Origin of the sequence: Enterococcus raffinosus (genome assembly GCF_018917525.1) — a bacterium.
Taxonomy (GTDB): domain Bacteria; phylum Bacillota; class Bacilli; order Lactobacillales; family Enterococcaceae; genus Enterococcus_A; species Enterococcus_A raffinosus_A.
This window is the reverse complement of sequence record NZ_JAHLOS010000006.1, coordinates 115,061-132,289: the sequence shown is the minus strand read 5'-3', so window position 1 is coordinate 132,289 and position 17,229 is coordinate 115,061. Positions and strand designations below refer to the sequence as shown.

Genomic DNA, 17,229 nt, shown 5'->3' with positions numbered 1-17,229 from the left:
GTAAAAAAATGGCACAAGAAAAAGATCAAAACCGTCGTAAATATTGGCAATTTTTCTGGCGCTCATGGGCAATTCAGGATTCTTGGAATTATGAGCGTGCGATGAATATGGGATTTCTTTATGGAATAGCTCCAACCTTAGACCGGATCTATAAAGATCCAAAAGATGATGCGTTGAAAAAGGAAGCCTATCAACGGCATATGCTGTATTACAATTGTACACCGCAAACCAGTGCATTTGTTTTAGGGCTAACAGCGTCAATGGAAGAACAATACTATGAAGATCAAGAAGGCTTTAATCCAGATACGATCAATTCAGTAAAAACGTCACTAATGGGGCCGTTATCTGGAATCGGCGACTCCTTTTTCCAAGGGACCGTTCGAGTTTTAGCTTTTGGTTTAGGAATTAATTTAGCGCAACAGGGCAGTATTTTAGGTCCGATTTTAGCAATGGTCATCTCCTTTGTTCCTTCTTTTCTAGTGACTTATTATGGCGGGAAATTTGGCTATAATATGGGGAATAAGTATTTGACTAAGTTATATGAAGGCGGATTGATGGATCGTGTGATGTATGTCTGCTCGATCATTGGTCTAATGGTTATTGGCGCGATGATTGCCAGTATGATCGGGATCACCACACCAATCAAATTTGGTAAAACCTTTGTGCTGCAAGATGTTTTAGATAGTATCATGCCGCAAATGCTGCCGTTTGCATTAACGATGTTCATGTATTGGCTGCTGCAAAAGAAAGTAAATACAAGTATCATGCTTTTGATCTGTATTGTCGGCGGTTTAATTTTAAGCGCTTTAGGGATTTTTGTTTAATCTGGTAGTTGGAACTGAATGATGAAGGTAGAAATACCGAATCGTTTGTTTCTCTAAATAAAAAAAGAAAAAACTGAGGAGGAATTCAGAAAATGAATTCAACGATGGAAGCAAAAGAAATTATCAAAGAGATTGTAGGCAAGCATGAGGTAAAACACGTTGTTTTCGTCGGCTGTGGCGCATCAAAAGCAGATTTGTATCCAGCAAAATACTTTTTAGACCAAAATGCGAAACAATTACGCATTAGTCACTACACAGCCAACGAATTCAACTACGCGACACCTACTTCGATCGATGAGACCACAGTTGTGATCTCGGCTTCACTTGGAGGGGCAACTCCAGAAACAGTAGAAGCCAATGCGATTGCCAAAGATAAAGGTGCTACAGTTATTAGTTTAACACGAATAATTGACGCGCCGTTAACAAAAGATGCAGATTACGTCATTTATCATGGATTTGCTGAAAACTATGCGACAAAGCTTGAAAAAACGGGTTATTGCTTATTATTAGCAGTAGAGCTTCTAAACCAAGTCGAAGGCTATGAACACTATGACAAAATGATTGACGGCTTTGCTAAAATCTATGATTTGGCACAAGAAAGTGCGGAATCTGCTCGTAAGGCAGCAAAACAATTCGCACAACGCTTCAAAGACGAAAAAGTCATTTATATCATGAGCAGTGGTGCCACTCATGAAGTTGCTTACTCATCTTCTGTTTGCTTGATGATGGAAATGCAATGGATCAATTCAGGAACCTTCCATGCGGGTGAATTTTTCCATGGTCCGTTTGAAATCGTCGACAAGGATGTCCCATTCATCCTATTGATGAACGATGGCAAGACTCGTGCGATTGACTCTCGTGCATTGGCTTTCTTAGATCGTTTTGATGCGAAAACAGAAGTTGTAGATGCGTTAGATTATGGCTTGTCCGCTTTCATTGAAAAAGAAGTGTTAGATTATTTCAACCCATTCGTGATTACTGCGGTATTCAGAGTGTATGCAGAAGAATTGTCTTATGCCAGAGAACATCCGCTTACTAAACGTCGCTATATGTGGAAGCTCTCTTATTAGTCGCAAACTAATTGGCGGAAAAACTGAGATATTTGTCTCGGTTTTTTCGCATTAAAAAAAGTAATCCTTATGATCAAAGAAATGCTTTACAATAGAAGCAAAGGTACAAGAAATCGATTAAAGCAGGTGATGAAAATGAAAAAGGAATTAGACGATTACTTATATGAACTTACCATGAATCTAAAGGCTGGCTCCGATGAACGTTTTTCGGCTTATCAAATCGCTGAGTCTCTGCAATTAAATCGAAGTACCATTAGCAGCTATTTGAATCAAGCATTTCGTGACGGGGAACTAGTAAAAATCAAAAGTTATCCAGTTTTATTTTTACATAGAAAAGCCTTAGAGGATGCGTCTGTCCAAATTTCTAAAGTCGAATATGATTCACTAGAGGAACTATTTTCCCAGGACAAAGGAAGCGCGCTAGAAAAAATTATTGGTGCGAATGGAAGCTTGAAGGAAGCAATCGACCAAATAAAAACGGCCGTTTTGTATCCCCATCATGGTTTACCAATCTTACTGATGGGTGTGAGCGGATCTGGAAAGACTTTTTTAGCGGAAAAAATTTATGAATATGCCAAAGAACAACAGGTAATTGATGCGAAAGCACCATTTATCGCCTATAACTGCGCGCAGTATTATAACAATCCTGAGTTATTATCCTCGGCTTTGTTTGGACATACCAAAGGTGCTTTTACAGGTGCAGATCATGAGCACAGCGGATTGATCGAAAAGGCCGATGGGGGAATTCTTTTCTTAGATGAGGTCCATCGTCTATCAGAAGAAGGGCAAGAAAAATTATTTACCTTCATGGATACTGGCGAGTTTTCTCCGATGGGTGATACAAGTATTCGGCGAAAGGCGAATGTCCGTTTAGTCTTCGCTACTACTGAAAATGTCTATTCAACCTTTTTGCCTACTTTTTTGAGACGTTTGCCGGTAATTGTGACATTGCCTAAATTTCAAAATCGACCACAATCAGAACGCCTGCGTTTAATTGATTCCTTTTTCATCGCAGAGAGCAGCATTTTAGAAAAAGAGCTGCAGGTATCCTATCAAATGATCGACTTTTTATTGAATAGCGATCTGGAGGGAAATGTTGGGAAAATCAAGAATATCATTAAATATGCTTGTGGCAACGCCTATGTTCATCAGAAGAAAAATCAGACAATCACCGTGCGCTTAAAGGATCTGCCATTAGAATATAATCTGAAATTTAAAGAACAGTTCAGCAAACCAAAAAAGAAAATGTCCGATCGTACGTACCTGCCGAATACAGCACAGCAAACATACTTAGAAAGTAAGGAAACACAGCTTTTACGGAATTTCTTTGACGAGGTATTAAGTGACTTTAAAAGAGTCCAGCAAAAAGAGAGCCTGACGCAAGAGTTCATTGATAATAATGTGGCACGAGTTACTCAAATGATGGATGAATTCATTTTTCAAGGTACTTATGAGAAGGAAGAATCGTTGTATTCCGTCCTGACCTACCATATTCGCCAAACACTGGACATGATGTATGAAAATTATGGCTTCGAGCAGGATGGCAATCGCGTGGTTTCCTTAGCCAGTTACCTTTATTTAAAAGATAATACAGATATTTTAAGCAGTCATTATGAATGGCAGGAGCAAAAAAATGAATTGCTGGAATTTTTGGATTCATTCTTGGAAACCCCTTTTTGGTATGCTAAGAAGTTGCTAACATACTTGTCGCAGCAATTGGACCAGCAAATATTGGAAGAAGATATTGTATTTGTCACCTTCTATTTTTATAGTTTGCAGATCAGCGACCTGCCAAATGATGTGAAATGTATTGTCTTAGCTCATGGCTATTCAACAGCTAGCAGTTTAGCAAACGTGGTTAATCGAATGCTGGGAAAAAATGTCTTTCAAGCCTATGATATGCCGATTAATATCACCCTTGATAAGGTAGAGGCGCAGATTATCCGTTATATCAACGATTATCGGACCGATTCGGGACTGATTCTGTTGGTAGATATGGGCTCCTTTAATCAACTAGGAGAACGGTTGTCTAACCATATCAAAAGCCCGTTGGTAATTATTGATAACGTCAGTACGCCACTTGTTCTGGAGGTGGGACAACATATCATTAGTGGCGACAGTGTGACTGAGGTTTATGAAGCGATTAATGTAGAGAATCGAATCCAGAAGCAGCTGATTATTCCTGAACTAAATAAGAAAAAGGCGATTATCACCTGCTGCTATACTGGTATCGGAAGCGCGACACAAATCCAAGAAATCCTACTAAAATGTTTAGGGGATTCTGCGAAGGAGTTAACCATTCTTCCCTATGACTATCATAAATTATCAGAGAATAAAATGTATGAAACACCTTTCCAGTTGTATGATGTATTAATGATTGTCGGTACGGAAAATCCTAAAATTAATCAGGTACCATACATCGGTCTGGACCAGCTGATAAATGGTGAGGCTGTTGGTGAATTCGCCGAACTATTGCACGAACAGGTAGACATTGACAGCGAAGCCTTCAAGAGTCAGCTGATCTTCAACTTCTCAATCAATAAAATCGTCGAAAACTTAACGATCCTAGACGCCACTAAAGTCCTGCGTTTGGTCCAAAAAGCTGTACAGGAATTAGAACGGTTGATGGCTATCGAGTTTTCAAACAATCAGCTATTTTTACTTTATATGCATTGCTGTTCCATGATCGAACGAATTTTACGCAAAGAAAGCGTCGATGAGCAGGCGGATATAGAGGAGTATGTGCAAAAGGAAGGACACAATATGGAGTTGATTCATCAAGCATTCCAAGAGGTCGAAAAGGAATACACAATTGAATTGCCATTATTAGAGCTTCGTTTATTAAATGACATTGTAAAGGATTAAGGTGAAGGTATGGATAAAGCAGTTATTTTTGATATGGATGGAGTATTGATCGATAGTGAGCCTTACTATTTTGAGCGACGAATGGACTTTTTTAAAGCGAAAGGAATTCAACCAGGTTCCAATAGATTTGAAGACTATGTTGGCAATTCTGAAAAACAAACCTGGGAGTTACTGGTTTCTGAAAATGAGACAAAACGAGAAAAACTTCATCAAGAATATCTTGAGTATAAAAAGCATCACGGTATTGATTTCAAAAAAGCTTTGAGAAGTTCAGTACCGCAAGTGCTAGCAAAATTATCAGAGAAGGGGTTCTCAATCGGTTTAGCCTCTTCTTCGCCACGTAAAGAGATTAATCAAATGTTATCCGATTGCCAGCTTGAGAAATACTTTTCATTTACGATCAGTGGTGAAGAAGTGAAAGAGAGTAAGCCAAATCCAGAAATCTATACGATTAGTCGTAAAATGCTCAATTGTCACGACTGTTTGGCGGTGGAGGATTCTACTTTAGGAATTGCTTCAGCTAAAGCCGCAGGTATTTATACTGTAGCTCTAAAACAAGCTTTCTTAATGGATCAACGAGAGGCAGATGTAGTAATCAATGAGCTAGAAGAACTTTTAAGCTTACCACAACTAATCAAGTAACCATAAAGAAATTCTCCAACAAAAAATGCTGGAGAATTTCTTATTTTGTTGCAAATCTAAATTTTTTATATTAGAATAACTTCAATCAATAATCACGCATTGAAGAGAAGAGTAGTTGATCGCGAAACGTTTAAAAGAGACCCTCGGCTGGTGAAAAGAGGGATCGTGGAAAATCAATGAAGATGAGCTCTGAGCATTCAGTTTGTTCACGCAAGCTGTACGGGAAGCGACCGTTATATCGCCGGGTATGTCTGTACCGTTGAGGTATTATCTGCGAGGATAATACGAATAAGGGTGGTAACGCGAAAATATTCGTCCCTTTATTTATCAGTAATCTGGTAAATAAAGGGATGGATATTTTTTTATTTGTCAAAAATTAATAGGAGTGTGTCGATATGAAAAAGTTTAGTTTGGTTTTAATGATTTTAGGAAGCATCATATTTTTAACGGCTTGCGGTTCAAGCTCAGCAAAAACAACAAATAAAATCAAGATTGGCGCTTCGCCAACACCCCATGCGGAAATTCTGGAACATATCAAACCAGAATTAAAAAAAGAGGGGATTGATTTAGAAATAGTCAAGTTCGATGACTATGTCCTACCCAATAAAGCATTAGAAAACGGCGACATTGATGCTAATTATTTTTCAACTGTTCCGTATTTTAATCTACAGAAAAAAGAAAATGGCTATAAATTTTCGAACATTGGCGGAATTCACTTGGAGCCGATGGGGATTTACTCACATAATATAAAAAAGGTCAGTGAGATACCGAACGGTGCAAAGGTGATTGTTTCGAATGTGCCTTCTGAATGGGGGCGGATTTTAACTATCTTTGCGAAAAACAAGTTGATAAAACTTAAATCAGGTGTGGCGATTGATCAAGCTTCTTTCGATGATATTATTGAAAATCCCAAAAATTTGGTCTTTGAACATACTGTTGATCCAACACTTTTAACGTCAGCATATGAAAATAACGAAGGTGATCTAGTAGCGATCAACTCCAATTTCGCCTATGAAAAAGGTTTGAACCCAGTCAAAGATTCATTAATGATCGAACAAAACGACTCACCCTATGTCAATATTGTAGCTACGAGAACCAATGATAAGAATAAAAAAGAAATCAAAAAAATCGTAGAAGCATTACATGAACCCAAAGTCCAAAAATGGATCGAGAAAAAATGGGGCGGCTCAGTTGTCCCCGTCAACGAATAAGAAAGAATAGGTGATGTAGATGGAAAGAGCAATTTTTGCAGGTGGATGTTTCTGGTGTATGGTCAAACCTTTTGATAGTCTGCCAGGTATTGAGTCAGTTATTTCAGGTTATACCGGCGGAGAAACAGAAAATCCTAGCTATTTGGAAGTAAAAAGCGGAAAAACTGGACATACAGAGGCAGTTGAAATTATTTTTGATCCTGAATTGATATCCTATGAAGAATTAGTAGAGATCTATTGGCAGCAAACCGATCCAACCGATGCCTTTGGTCAGTTTGAAGATCGCGGAAGTAGCTATCGCCCAGTGATTTATTATTTTAATGAGCAGCAAAAGAAAGTCGCTGAAGCGAGTCGCACTGCTCTTCAAAATAGCGGACATTTTGACCAACCAATCGTGACTCAAATTGAGGAAGCCTCAACCTTTTATCCGGCAGAAGCAGAACATCAGGATTACTATCAAAGAAATCCAGAGAACTATCATAAAAATGCTGAGCGAAGAGAACAGTTCATTAAAGAGTTCTGGTAAAATTTTTTTCCACTCCTTTTTAGAAAAGCTCGTCATTTTGGACACAGATTGAGAGGTTCTTTTCTTTCAAAAAAGTTAAAATGAACTGAGAGGGGTGGATAATCATGGTGAAAACAACAATTGAGGCTGTCTTTAATGAACCGATTGAAACCATTTGGCATATTGTAACAGACTTGAGGAACGCAGAATGGCGTAGTGATCTTAGCAAAATTGAGGTTTTAGAAGATAAAAAGGTGTTTATTGAATATACGAATCAAGGCTTTCCAACGAAATTTGTGATAACAGCCTATGAACCACTAAAACTGTACGCTTTTACAATGGATAATGAGAATATTAGCGGAAAATGGATTGGAGAGTTTCAATCATTGTCAAAGACAAAGACTAAAATTCATTTCCTTGAGGATGTCTCTCCAAAAAAAATTTATATGAAGCCTTTTGTGAAAAGCTATTTAACTAAGCAACAGAAACGATATGTAGATGATTTGACTAATTATTTAGCAAATAAAGAATAAGCAATGTTTTTTGAAGAATAGCTCGCAATAAATTACTGAAAGACAGTAGTGAATAAGCCATTCGACTCATAACAGGAGAGACGAATGGCTTATTTTTTTTATCAGTGATTCTTTGTAAAATATTCCGCTTCTGATGAGCGCTGAACAAGCTGTTCTTTATCGAGTATTTGAAATCTGCGTTTTTCCCGTTTTAAAATAGCGTCATCACATAGTTTATTCAACAGACGAAGCAAATGACGATAGCTAATCCCAATCGTGGCGGCCACATCAGTCAAATTATCAAAGAAGTAATTTTTATAGGCCCCTTGTAAAATATAAGTACAAAGACGCTGCTCTCCAGAATAAAGAGCATTCGAAGTGTAGTTGTAAGAACTGCTGATCAGGTTTTCTGACAGTCCTTTTGCTAGTGTAGTCATAAAAGTCAGATTTTTAAACATCGAATCTTGATTGTCTTGAAAGGGAACAATAATACACTCAAAGGCTGAAAGAGTGATAACCGATGCGGTCGCGTAAGTGGTATCGGACATCAGTTCAACATCACCAATCAATCCGCTAGAAAGATAATAGGCTAAGACCAAATCCTTTCCACTAGGAGCACTAGTACACACCTTTGCTTTTCCAGAAACAACGATCATAATATATTTATACTCCACACCTTGAGCAAAAATGGTTTCTCCTGAATCGAATTGTTGAACTCTACAAACAGATTGGTGATCTAATAAACCATACCTGTCCAGTAAATCAAGGTGGTGCTTTTCCAAGCCAGTCTCCATCTATTTCGCCTCATTTCTTTCAGATAAAAAGATTTCACTCTCATTTTACTATGAATCTTGGTTTAAAGCTTTAAAAGAGAAAACGCAATTCCAAAAATCTAATAGATGTACCTGTTTCTTACTTTAGAGTATAGAAAGAGTAAAAACGTATTTCCTCTAAGAAAGTATTTCTGTTGTTAAAAAGACGATTTAGCTGTTCAAATCAATATTAATACCTTTTTGAAAATTATTTTAAATTATTTGCATTTTTTTAAATGCCATTCGTGAAGTATGTTACAATCATAATTGTAATGTAAATGCTTTCAAAAATTAGGAGGTAGAATGAATGACAAAAACAGTAATTGTAGGTACAAATCATGCTGGAATTGCAGCAGCAAACACACTTTTGGATAATTTTCCAGATCAAGAAGTAGTAATGATTGACCGAAACAACAATCTTAGCTATTTAGGTTGTGGAACAGCACTGTGGGTAGGACGTCAAATTGATTCTTATGAGGGCTTATTTTATACAAAACGTGAAGATTTCGAAAGTAAAGGCGCTCGAATCTCAATAGAAACAACTGTCGATCGAATTGACTATGATAAAAAAGAGGTGCATTGCGTAGCAAAATCTGGTGAAACCTTTGTTGAAGACTACGATAAATTGATTTTGGCAACCGGCTCCGTACCAATTTCTCCCAAAGTTCCTGGACGTGATTTAGAAAATATACATTTCTTAAAACGTTTCCAAGACGGAAAAGCTGTTGATGAAATTTTAAGCGCAGATAATATTCAAAATGTTGCAGTAATCGGGGCAGGCTATATCGGTGTAGAAATAGCTGAGGCAGCTAAGCGTCGCGGTAAAAATGTATTACTTTTTGATGCGATGGAGCGCTCATTACCGAGTTATTATGATAAATGGTTTACTGATGATATGGATACGATTTTAAGCGAGCACGGAATTGACCTGCACTTTGGGGAATTAGCTAAAGAATATAAAGGCGAAGTAAAAGTTGAATCAATCGTAACAGATAAAGGTGAATATAGTGTTGACCTAGTGATCAATGCGATCGGCTTCTTACCAAATAACGAACTGGGTAAAGACCATTTAGAACTATTTAAAAACGGTGCTTATTTGGTTGACCTTCACCAGCAAACTAGCGATCCGAATGTCTATGCTGTAGGTGATTGCGCAACGATTTATTCCAATGCCCTACAAGATACGACCTATATCGCACTAGCAACCAACGCTGTACGTTCAGGTATTGTGGCGGGGTACAATGTTGGAGGTGTGGCGCTAGAATCGACTGGTGTACAGGGCTCAAATGGAATCTCGATTTTCGGCTTGCATATGGTTTCAACGGGCTTGTCAGTAGAAGCAGCGGCTAAAAATGGCATTGCTGTGAAGTATACAGACTTTGAAGATCTGCAGCGGCCAGGTTTTATGAAACAAAATGCAAAAGTTAAAATACGGATTGTCTATGAAGAAAGCTCTCGTCGTGTAGTTGGTGCACAATTATCATCAACAGAAGATATCTCAGGTGTGATCCATATGTTCTCACTTGCTATTGAAGAGCAAGTAACCATCGATAAGCTGAAACTATTAGATATTTTCTTCTTGCCACACTTTAATCAGCCATACAATTACATCACAATGGCCGCATTAAGCGCAGAATAAAAATAGTATCCATCAGTCATTAAGATTGATGGATATTATTTTTTTTGCTCAGAATTCCTAATAATCCAAGTTTTACGTTAAACTTAGATTTTGAATTTTACAATTTGAATAAATCCATTTGTTTAAGAATATTTTCGCTTAAAACATTAAATCCTCTTGATGTAAATACTGATATATCAGCGGATTTAAGCTTATTTTAGAAAAATAAAAAAACCTCTTGATAAAAGGGCTTTCATATTCTATAATAAGTTCATATTCAAGTTTAACGTTAAACTTAAAAATTAAGGAGGAATTGTTATGCCGATTGCTGTTGCTCGAATTGATCAGAGGATGATTCACGGAATTGTTGTTAATCAATGGTTTGCACACATCCAACCTAAGCGATATATGGTTGTTGATGATTTAGTCAGCCAAGACGAGGTACAAAAAGCTGCGATGCGCTTATCTAAACCGACTGGAACTGGAATGAGTATCATTGATACAGAAAAGGCGATTCATAATTTTAAAAATGGAAATTACGATAACCAAAAAGTTTTTCTGATTGTTAGAGAACCAGATATTTTAATTAAATTTATTGAAGCCGGAATTGAGATTCCGCGAGTCGATTTAGGAATCATGTTTGATGCTGAAGGAAAAGAAAAAATTTCAAAATTCATTTCATTAACGGACCAAGAAAAGACAGATATTGAAAAACTCAAAAGTCTAGGAGTTCCTGTATTTATTAAATACGTACCTGATGATCAAGATGAACCATATAATTCTAATTAAGAAATTGAAAACGCTTCTTTATAAGGATATAAACGAAAAGAGAGGAAGTTAAAAATGCCGGATTTATTACAAAATATTTTGATTATACTATTGGCGGTTGTTATGACGTTAGATGTTCAAGGAATCGCTGTGATGACTGGTTTTCCTGCGATTGTTGGTTTGTTTGCAGGTTTGATTATGGGTGATATGCAAACAGCGATGATCATAGCAGGGACATTTCAATTGATGAATCTTGGAGTCGCCGGACTAGGTGGATCATCGGTTCCAGATTATGGATTAGCTACAATTATCGGAACTTTCGTAGCAGTGCGAGCTGGTGTTGGAACAGGTGCCGCATTAGCGGTTGGCCTCCCAGTAGGAATGCTGGCGATCCAATTGGATGTGTTAGTGAAAATGGTTAACACGGTCTTTGCGATGAAAGCAAAAGAAGCTGCGAACGCAGGACAATTCAGAAAAATGAACTTATGGTTGTGTGTTGGCCCTATCTGTTTTGCTTTAAAACAAATTATACCAACTACACTCATGGTATTTTTCGGGACAGATGCTGTTGAACTTATTTTAGAGGTTATTCCAAAATGGATGACGGAGGGACTAAATATCGCCGGCGGGATGCTCCCTGTGGTCGGAGTCGCTTTGTTACTTCATTACATGCCGGCAAAAAAATATCTGACCTTTTTAGTTGTAGGTTTTGTCTTTTCAGCGTATTTGAATTTGCCTGTTCTAGCAATCGGTCTATTGGGTTTTAGTGCAGCATATTTCATTTTTAATATAGAACTGAATAAAGCGACAACTGTATCCAATGGAATGCTTAATACCCAGATGGAAGGCGATGACTATGATGAATAATATTAAAGGAAACCAATCGAATGAATCGATTCTGACAAAAAGAGACCGTCACAAGGCCGCGCTGCGTTATATGTTTATGGGGGTTAACAACTTCAATTACGAAACACAGCAAGGACCGGCTGTCGTTTTTTCACTCAACAAAGCTTTACGAAAGATTTATCCAAATGATCTCGAATACATCGAATCTTTAAATAATCATTTTAAATATTTTAATACTACAACGGCGATGGCTAATATTATTTTAGGTGCCAGCTTAGCCATCGAGGAACGAGATGGCGGAAAATCCATTGATTCAGTTCAATCATTAAAAACTTCCTTAATGGGTCCCTTTGCCGGTATTGGAGATACCTTGATCTGGATCTTGATTCCAACTATTTTAGGGTCGATCTCTGGCTATATGGCACTGGAAGGCAACCCTATCGGTGCAGTTATTTGGTTAGTATTCAATCTGATTTTTGCTTTTGTAAAATTAAAACTTTGGGATCTAGGATACTCATCTGGAGTAAAACTGGTGACTACCTTGGGTGAAAAACTGACGATTTTTACTGAAGCGGCTTCGGTAATGGGCTTAACTGTCGTAGGTGCTTTAATCTCAACAGCGGTCAAAGTTCAAACAGGCTTGACCTTTAAGACAGGTGCGGTAAAACTCCCACTTCAGACAGATGTGTTAGATAAGATTATGCCCGCACTGCTGCCGGTTTTGTTAACAATCATGGTTTATAAATTGATTGGCAATAAAAAATGGACAACTACAAAAATCATCGTGTTGCTGATTGCAGTTTCAATGCTGGGAGCGTTTTTCGGAATTTTGAAACCAGCGTAAAAATGAATGTAATTGAATTAATCGGGATTGATCTAAAGGGTGCGCTATCAAATTTAAAAGATTGGGTTTCTCCATAAAATATCCGTGCCATTCTAAAGGCTTCCACCAAGGGAGTTAAGGGAGCAATTGCTCAGACCGTCTTTACTTTAAATGCTATGGGATTAGAAAAATTTTCGATGTTCAAACAAATAAATACTTTTTGAAGGTGCCAATCAAGGCATCTATAATTATGAAGCAATCAAGCAGATCGCAAAATATTAAGTGTTCTCACGGGGAATTTACTAGCAGTTGGGGATCAAGTAAACGATTTTAAAATGAAGCAAAACGTCTGGCATATCGCAGTATTAGAAAATTCAATGTCGTCTGTTAAGTAAGCGACTAACTATCTTACAAATTAAATGATCATAATGGAGTAACACAAATCATTAAGGATTTGGTGCTTAAGGAGGATGAAGCATGAACGTTGTTCAAGGGGCAGACTATCGTTTTACGATAATTACTAATAAACTATGCCGTCTAGAATATTCAAAAACAGGAAAGTTTGAAGATCGTCCAACTCAATTTGTTCAAAATCGAGATCTTGGTGAAGTAGACTACACAGTTAAAGAAAACAATGGTGGCCATCTAATAGAAATCGAAACGGATTCTTTTCATCTTTATTATGATGGTGGAAAGTTTACGGCATCAAATTTGTATATTGATGCAAAATATAATTACGGCACCTATTTTTCGAGATGGCACTTTGGTGAAAAAGATAAAAATAATTTACTGGGAACAACTGAAACATTAGACGGTATTGATGGTGCTGTTCCATTAGAAACAGGGATTCAAAGCAAGGATGGATTCAGTTATATTGATGATACGGATTCTTTTGTTCTCTTTGAGGATGAATTTATTCCTCGTAATCAGCAGGCAGTTGATAGCTATTACTTTGCTTATGGGCGTGATTATCGTCAGGCGTTAAAAGATTACTATCGATTGTCTGGAAAAACTCCTTTGATTCCGAGATATGCGTTAGGAAACTGGTGGAGCCGATACTATAAATATACCCAAGAAAGTTATTTTCAACTGATGGATCGTTTTGAGAAGGAGGATATTCCAATCAGTGTTTCAGTAATTGATATGGACTGGCACAAAACTGATATCCCTGTACGTTTTGGTTCGGCCTGGACTGGTTATTCATGGAATAAAGACTTGTTTCCAGACCCAGAAAAATTATTGAAAGAACTTCATGAGAGAGGCAAACACGTTACCTTGAATGTTCATCCAGCCGCAGGGATTCGTGCTTTCGAGGACAGCTATCCAGCTGTAGCCGAAAGGATGAAGCTGGATCAAGATGCAGAAGAACCAGCTATTTTTGATTTTGATAATCCAGTCTTCAGAGAAAGCTATTTCAAAGATGTCCATCACCCAATCGAAGATCAGGGAGTCGATTTCTGGTGGGTGGATTGGCAACAGGGGGCTAGTCGTGATAAATCAAAAATCGAACCCTTATGGGCGTTGAATCATTATCATTTTCTAGATAATGGTAAAAGAAATCATAATGATGGTTTGCTGCTTTCACGATACGCCGGGCCAGGTTCCCATCGTTATCCCCTTGGCTTTTCAGGAGATTCGATAATTACTTGGGATTCCTTAGCTTTCCAACCGTATTTTACTGCAACAGCTACGAATATTGGTTATACTTGGTGGAGCCACGATATTGGAGGGCATTATAAAGGTTCCTATGATGCAGAGTTGTCACTAAGATGGCTTCAGTTCGGAGTGTTTAGCCCCATCAATCGTTTGCATAGCTATGACAATCCTTTTGTTGGCAAAGAGCCTTGGAATTTCCCGGTACAAATCGAGCGATCAATGAGCGATTTCATGCGGTTGCGTGGAAAGTTAATCCCTTATCTTGATACGGCAAATTATCACACCAGTGTTTCAGGTCGGGCCTTGATCGAGCCCATGTATTATCAATATCCAGATGAAAGAGAAGCTTATAATTTTCCAAACCAATATCTTTTCGGCAGTGAAATGTTCGTTGCACCAATAACTACGCCGACTATTGCTGATATTGACATGAGTACAGAGGATGTTTGGCTTCCTGAAGGGGTATGGTATGATTTCTTCAGTGACTTAAGATATCAAGGTGGAACAAAGATCAAAGTTTGCCGTGATATAAATTCCATTCCAGTTTTTGTTAAAGCAGGCGGAATCGTTCCTTTAAGCGGAGATTACATGGAAGATCCTGAGACTTTACCTAATAAAATGGTTGTTCATGTTTTTCCTGGTGAAAATAATCGCTATTCCATGTTTGAACACGTAGGCGAGGATATTGCAGAAACAATTTTTGAATATGATGAAAAAAACAGACAGTTGACTTATACTGTAAATGATCCAAAAAAGATCGTTCCGTTAGATAGAGAAATCGAGATAATCATTCATAACGCTGAAGCTAACCAAAATGTTTTGGTAGAAGCTGAAATTATAAAGCGATTGCAAAATACAAGGATGAGTTATGATACGAAAAAAGAAATTTTCCGTTTCTTACCAACTGCTTTTTCTGATTCAAGAAAATTCTCAAGTTATATAGAAACGCTTGAAAATCCAGCTATTCGGGCGATGTTAACGGAAATGTGTTATTTGATCGAATGATGCAAACTAGGAAGGTAAAAGGGATGAAAGTAACAATAAAACAAATCGCAGAAGAAGCAGGGGTTTCGGTTACAACTGTTTCAAATGTAATCAATAACCGTTCTCACCGAGTGAGTAAAGAGAAGCTTTCTATGATAAATTCAATCATAAAAAAGTACAACTACACACCGAATTTAAATGCTCGTTCATTAGTTAAAGCCCCAAGTAAGCTGATTGGCTTGATCTATTATTCTAAACGCCATAGTAAAAGCATTATGAATCCTTTCGTTTCTGAAGTTTTGGCTGGAGTTGAATATGAGGCAAAAGGTCAGGATTACTTTGTGCTGTTTCATAATGTTCAAACTGCTGAAGACTTAATCAAAATCCAAACGAATTGGAAATTTGCTGGTTTCGTTATTGTAGGGGTACCTTCTGGAATGTTTAAAGAAATTGATGAATTGCTAGAGGTTCCCGTTGTTTATATTGATACAGTCTTGGATGGGCCTGATTTGCGAAAGGCTTTATCAAATCCCAATACTATGTTTGTAAATACTGAAGATACGGAATTAGAAGCAGCAGCAACAAGGTACTTAATTGAAAAAGGACACAAAAAAATCGGTTTTGTTTCTCGAGGATTTGATGAAAATGAACCTAGTGTTAACGAGCAGCGGTATGGTGGTTATAAAAAAGCAATGCTGGAAAACAATCTTTCTGAGCTGTGTAAAATCGAGCGATCTCAAAATGTGGAATTTACGGATTATCTAAATGAACTCAAAGCGTTGACAGCTGTCGTTGTTTCAGAAGACTTATTAGCAATCGAGCTGATCAAATTTTTAAAAGAACAAGCAATCGATTTATCCGTAGTCGGTATGGATGATATCATCTTTGCTTCATTAGTTGAGCCGCCGCTGACCACTGTTCGGATTGATCATATCGAAAAAGGTTCGATCGCAATCAATAAGTTGATCGCTAATATTTCTGAGACTTTTGCCGGGCAGTATACCAGTGTTGATGGAGAATTGATCGAACGCGAATCTGTTAAAGATATTACTAATACTAGCGAAGAAAAGGAGGAGTCATGAGAAAAATCATTTTTGCCAGTCATTTAAATTTTGCAAAAGGACTAGAGGAAACGGTAAGGTTCATCATGCCAAACACAGCCGAGATTATTGTCATTAATGCCTATACGCAGAATGTTCCAGTTGAGGAAGAAATTGGCGCCGTGCTAAATGACTTGGCGGCTGAGGATGAAGCACTCATCTTTACTGATTTGCTCGGCGGATCGGTAAATCAAGCATTTGTTCCTTATCTGGCACATCCGCATATCCACCTGATTACCGGGATGAATTTGCCAGTGATTATGACTGTTTTATTAGGATTATCTGATGAATACATTGATGCCAACTTTTTAGAAAAGGCTCTCTCTGAGGGACGAGAACAAATGCTTTATGTTAATACGTATTTGCTCAATCAAGAATCGGATGCAGAAGATGAATAAAATAAAGGGATTTGTTGTGCTTGTGCAACAAATCCCTTTTTGTATTTAAACTAATCTGCTTTTTTCAAGATATCCAATATTTTCTGGTAGTTTTGATTTTGAAATATTTCATAGTTCAATTTTTTGTATAGTTTAACTGCATGATGACTCCAGGTTTGAGTATTCAAGTAAAGATCCTGTCCTGGATAATAGTCATGAAGAAGCTGAGTGACACGAATCGTTAACGCCTTAGCCAAGCCTTTTCGCTGTTCTTCTGGCACTACACCTAACCAGTGAAGTCGTGGTGAGTGATCTTCAGTCCACCAAGCTGTAAAAGTAGCTACTTTCACTCCCTGAGGATTCTCTATAAAGAGCATCCGCTTTTTTAATTCTTCTGGATAAGGTGCAAAGGAGCGTTGAAAATATTCAGCGGCGGCTTTTTCGGTTTCGAACTCTAACACAGCCGTTTCAATCCGACACCAATCTTTTTCATCGCCAGGCTGATAAAAGACGATCCGATAGCCGTCAGGTAATTGGATTTTAGGTAATGATGGGGCATTTGACGGGCGAAACATAGTAAAAGGAATAAAAGGTACAGACTTATCCAACATAACAA

Annotated in this window: 16 protein-coding genes and 1 other annotated feature; of the genes, 14 read left to right on the top strand and 2 right to left on the bottom strand. The window is 37.7% G+C overall.

Going from position 1 to position 17,229, the window contains the following annotated elements; all coding sequences use genetic code 11:
- Window positions 1-8 precede the first annotated feature (8 nt).
- The 7 genes from KQI58_RS06560 (at window position 9) to KQI58_RS06530 (ending at window position 7,650) form a co-directional block, all read left to right on the top strand.
- Window positions 9-824 carry a PTS system mannose/fructose/sorbose family transporter subunit IID gene (locus KQI58_RS06560; protein WP_016180092.1) on the top strand — a complete coding sequence of 272 codons (816 nt, stop codon included), beginning with the start codon at window positions 9-11 and terminating at the stop codon, window positions 822-824.
- A 92-nt stretch (window positions 825-916) separates the two neighbouring features.
- Complete coding sequence (locus KQI58_RS06555) at window positions 917-1,894, top strand: SIS domain-containing protein (RefSeq protein WP_216407564.1); 978 nt, start codon at window positions 917-919, stop codon at window positions 1,892-1,894.
- Window positions 1,895-2,029: 135 nt separating this feature from the next.
- Window positions 2,030-4,759 (top strand): sigma 54-interacting transcriptional regulator, encoded by a 2,730-nt coding sequence (locus KQI58_RS06550; RefSeq protein WP_216407561.1) that lies wholly within the window; start codon window positions 2,030-2,032, stop codon window positions 4,757-4,759.
- A 9-nt stretch (window positions 4,760-4,768) separates the two neighbouring features.
- On the top strand, window positions 4,769-5,401 hold the full coding sequence (locus KQI58_RS06545; protein ID WP_216407559.1) for an HAD family hydrolase: 633 nt from the start codon (window positions 4,769-4,771) through the stop codon (window positions 5,399-5,401).
- Window positions 5,402-5,491: 90 nt separating this feature from the next.
- Window positions 5,492-5,724 (top strand) — a binding site (T-box leader).
- Window positions 5,725-5,796: 72 nt separating this feature from the next.
- Entirely contained in the window at window positions 5,797-6,612 is an 816-nt protein-coding gene (locus KQI58_RS06540; RefSeq protein WP_216407557.1) for a MetQ/NlpA family ABC transporter substrate-binding protein, read from the top strand.
- A gap of 19 nt (window positions 6,613-6,631) precedes the next feature.
- Window positions 6,632-7,138, top strand: a complete 507-nt coding sequence (gene msrA / locus KQI58_RS06535) for a peptide-methionine (S)-S-oxide reductase MsrA (RefSeq protein ID WP_049219446.1) — start codon at window positions 6,632-6,634, stop codon at window positions 7,136-7,138.
- A 104-nt stretch (window positions 7,139-7,242) separates the two neighbouring features.
- Window positions 7,243-7,650, top strand: coding sequence for an SRPBCC family protein (locus tag KQI58_RS06530; protein ID WP_216407555.1), 408 nt, complete (start codon window positions 7,243-7,245; stop codon window positions 7,648-7,650).
- Window positions 7,651-7,751: 101 nt separating this feature from the next.
- Here the strand turns inward: KQI58_RS06530 and KQI58_RS06525 are convergent, their stop codons facing one another.
- Entirely contained in the window at window positions 7,752-8,423 is a 672-nt protein-coding gene (locus KQI58_RS06525; RefSeq protein ID WP_216407554.1) for a Crp/Fnr family transcriptional regulator, read from the bottom strand.
- Window positions 8,424-8,748: 325 nt separating this feature from the next.
- Here KQI58_RS06525 and nox point away from each other — a divergent pair, with 325 nt between their 5' ends.
- From nox to KQI58_RS06490, 7 genes are all read left to right on the top strand, one after another.
- On the top strand, window positions 8,749-10,080 hold the full coding sequence (gene nox, locus KQI58_RS06520) for a H2O-forming NADH oxidase (protein ID WP_216407552.1): 1,332 nt from the start codon (window positions 8,749-8,751) through the stop codon (window positions 10,078-10,080).
- A 297-nt stretch (window positions 10,081-10,377) separates the two neighbouring features.
- On the top strand, window positions 10,378-10,848 hold the full coding sequence (locus KQI58_RS06515) for a PTS sugar transporter subunit IIB (RefSeq protein WP_216407550.1): 471 nt from the start codon (window positions 10,378-10,380) through the stop codon (window positions 10,846-10,848).
- 54 nt (window positions 10,849-10,902) lie between these two features.
- Window positions 10,903-11,694, top strand: coding sequence for a PTS mannose/fructose/sorbose/N-acetylgalactosamine transporter subunit IIC (locus tag KQI58_RS06510; protein ID WP_216407548.1), 792 nt, complete (start codon window positions 10,903-10,905; stop codon window positions 11,692-11,694).
- The gene (locus KQI58_RS06505; protein WP_437177496.1) at window positions 11,684-12,517 is read left to right on the top strand and encodes a PTS system mannose/fructose/sorbose family transporter subunit IID; all 834 of its coding nucleotides are present in this window, start codon (window positions 11,684-11,686) and stop codon (window positions 12,515-12,517) included. Before KQI58_RS06510 ends, KQI58_RS06505 begins: the two co-directional genes overlap by 11 nt.
- A 456-nt stretch (window positions 12,518-12,973) precedes the next feature.
- Window positions 12,974-15,157 (top strand): glycoside hydrolase family 31 protein, encoded by a 2,184-nt coding sequence (locus KQI58_RS06500; RefSeq protein ID WP_216407546.1) that lies wholly within the window; start codon window positions 12,974-12,976, stop codon window positions 15,155-15,157.
- Between the two features lie 23 nt (window positions 15,158-15,180).
- The gene (locus KQI58_RS06495; protein ID WP_216407544.1) at window positions 15,181-16,218 is read left to right on the top strand and encodes a LacI family DNA-binding transcriptional regulator; all 1,038 of its coding nucleotides are present in this window, start codon (window positions 15,181-15,183) and stop codon (window positions 16,216-16,218) included.
- Window positions 16,215-16,634: a PTS sugar transporter subunit IIA gene (locus KQI58_RS06490; protein ID WP_216407542.1), complete on the top strand. Its 420-nt coding sequence runs from the start codon at window positions 16,215-16,217 to the stop codon at window positions 16,632-16,634. The genes KQI58_RS06495 and KQI58_RS06490 overlap by 4 nt, the downstream gene beginning before the upstream one ends.
- A 50-nt stretch (window positions 16,635-16,684) precedes the next feature.
- On the opposite strand, the gene KQI58_RS06485 is transcribed toward KQI58_RS06490, so the two are convergent.
- The gene (locus KQI58_RS06485) at window positions 16,685-17,224 is read right to left on the bottom strand and encodes a GNAT family N-acetyltransferase (RefSeq protein ID WP_216407540.1); all 540 of its coding nucleotides are present in this window, start codon (window positions 17,222-17,224) and stop codon (window positions 16,685-16,687) included.
- Window positions 17,225-17,229 lie beyond the last annotated feature (5 nt).

What these genes read in the sequence shown, in the direction of transcription:
- KQI58_RS06505 (WP_437177496.1), top strand. Translation starts at nt 11,684, where the DNA reads ATGATGAATAATATTAAAGGAAACCAATCGAATGAATCGATTCTGACA.
- KQI58_RS06540 (WP_216407557.1), top strand. Translation starts at nt 5,797, where the DNA reads ATGAAAAAGTTTAGTTTGGTTTTAATGATTTTAGGAAGCATCATATTT.
- KQI58_RS06515 (WP_216407550.1), top strand. Translation starts at nt 10,378, where the DNA reads ATGCCGATTGCTGTTGCTCGAATTGATCAGAGGATGATTCACGGAATT.
- KQI58_RS06525 (WP_216407554.1), bottom strand. Translation starts at nt 8,423, where the DNA reads ATGGAGACTGGCTTGGAAAAGCACCACCTTGATTTACTGGACAGGTAT.
- KQI58_RS06485 (WP_216407540.1), bottom strand. Translation starts at nt 17,224, where the DNA reads ATGTTGGATAAGTCTGTACCTTTTATTCCTTTTACTATGTTTCGCCCG.
- KQI58_RS06560 (WP_016180092.1), top strand. Translation starts at nt 9, where the DNA reads ATGGCACAAGAAAAAGATCAAAACCGTCGTAAATATTGGCAATTTTTC.
- KQI58_RS06510 (WP_216407548.1), top strand. Translation starts at nt 10,903, where the DNA reads ATGCCGGATTTATTACAAAATATTTTGATTATACTATTGGCGGTTGTT.
- KQI58_RS06545 (WP_216407559.1), top strand. Translation starts at nt 4,769, where the DNA reads ATGGATAAAGCAGTTATTTTTGATATGGATGGAGTATTGATCGATAGT.
- KQI58_RS06500 (WP_216407546.1), top strand. Translation starts at nt 12,974, where the DNA reads ATGAACGTTGTTCAAGGGGCAGACTATCGTTTTACGATAATTACTAAT.
- msrA (WP_049219446.1), top strand. Translation starts at nt 6,632, where the DNA reads ATGGAAAGAGCAATTTTTGCAGGTGGATGTTTCTGGTGTATGGTCAAA.
- KQI58_RS06530 (WP_216407555.1), top strand. Translation starts at nt 7,243, where the DNA reads ATGGTGAAAACAACAATTGAGGCTGTCTTTAATGAACCGATTGAAACC.
- KQI58_RS06555 (WP_216407564.1), top strand. Translation starts at nt 917, where the DNA reads ATGAATTCAACGATGGAAGCAAAAGAAATTATCAAAGAGATTGTAGGC.
- KQI58_RS06550 (WP_216407561.1), top strand. Translation starts at nt 2,030, where the DNA reads ATGAAAAAGGAATTAGACGATTACTTATATGAACTTACCATGAATCTA.
- KQI58_RS06490 (WP_216407542.1), top strand. Translation starts at nt 16,215, where the DNA reads ATGAGAAAAATCATTTTTGCCAGTCATTTAAATTTTGCAAAAGGACTA.
- KQI58_RS06495 (WP_216407544.1), top strand. Translation starts at nt 15,181, where the DNA reads ATGAAAGTAACAATAAAACAAATCGCAGAAGAAGCAGGGGTTTCGGTT.
- nox (WP_216407552.1), top strand. Translation starts at nt 8,749, where the DNA reads ATGACAAAAACAGTAATTGTAGGTACAAATCATGCTGGAATTGCAGCA.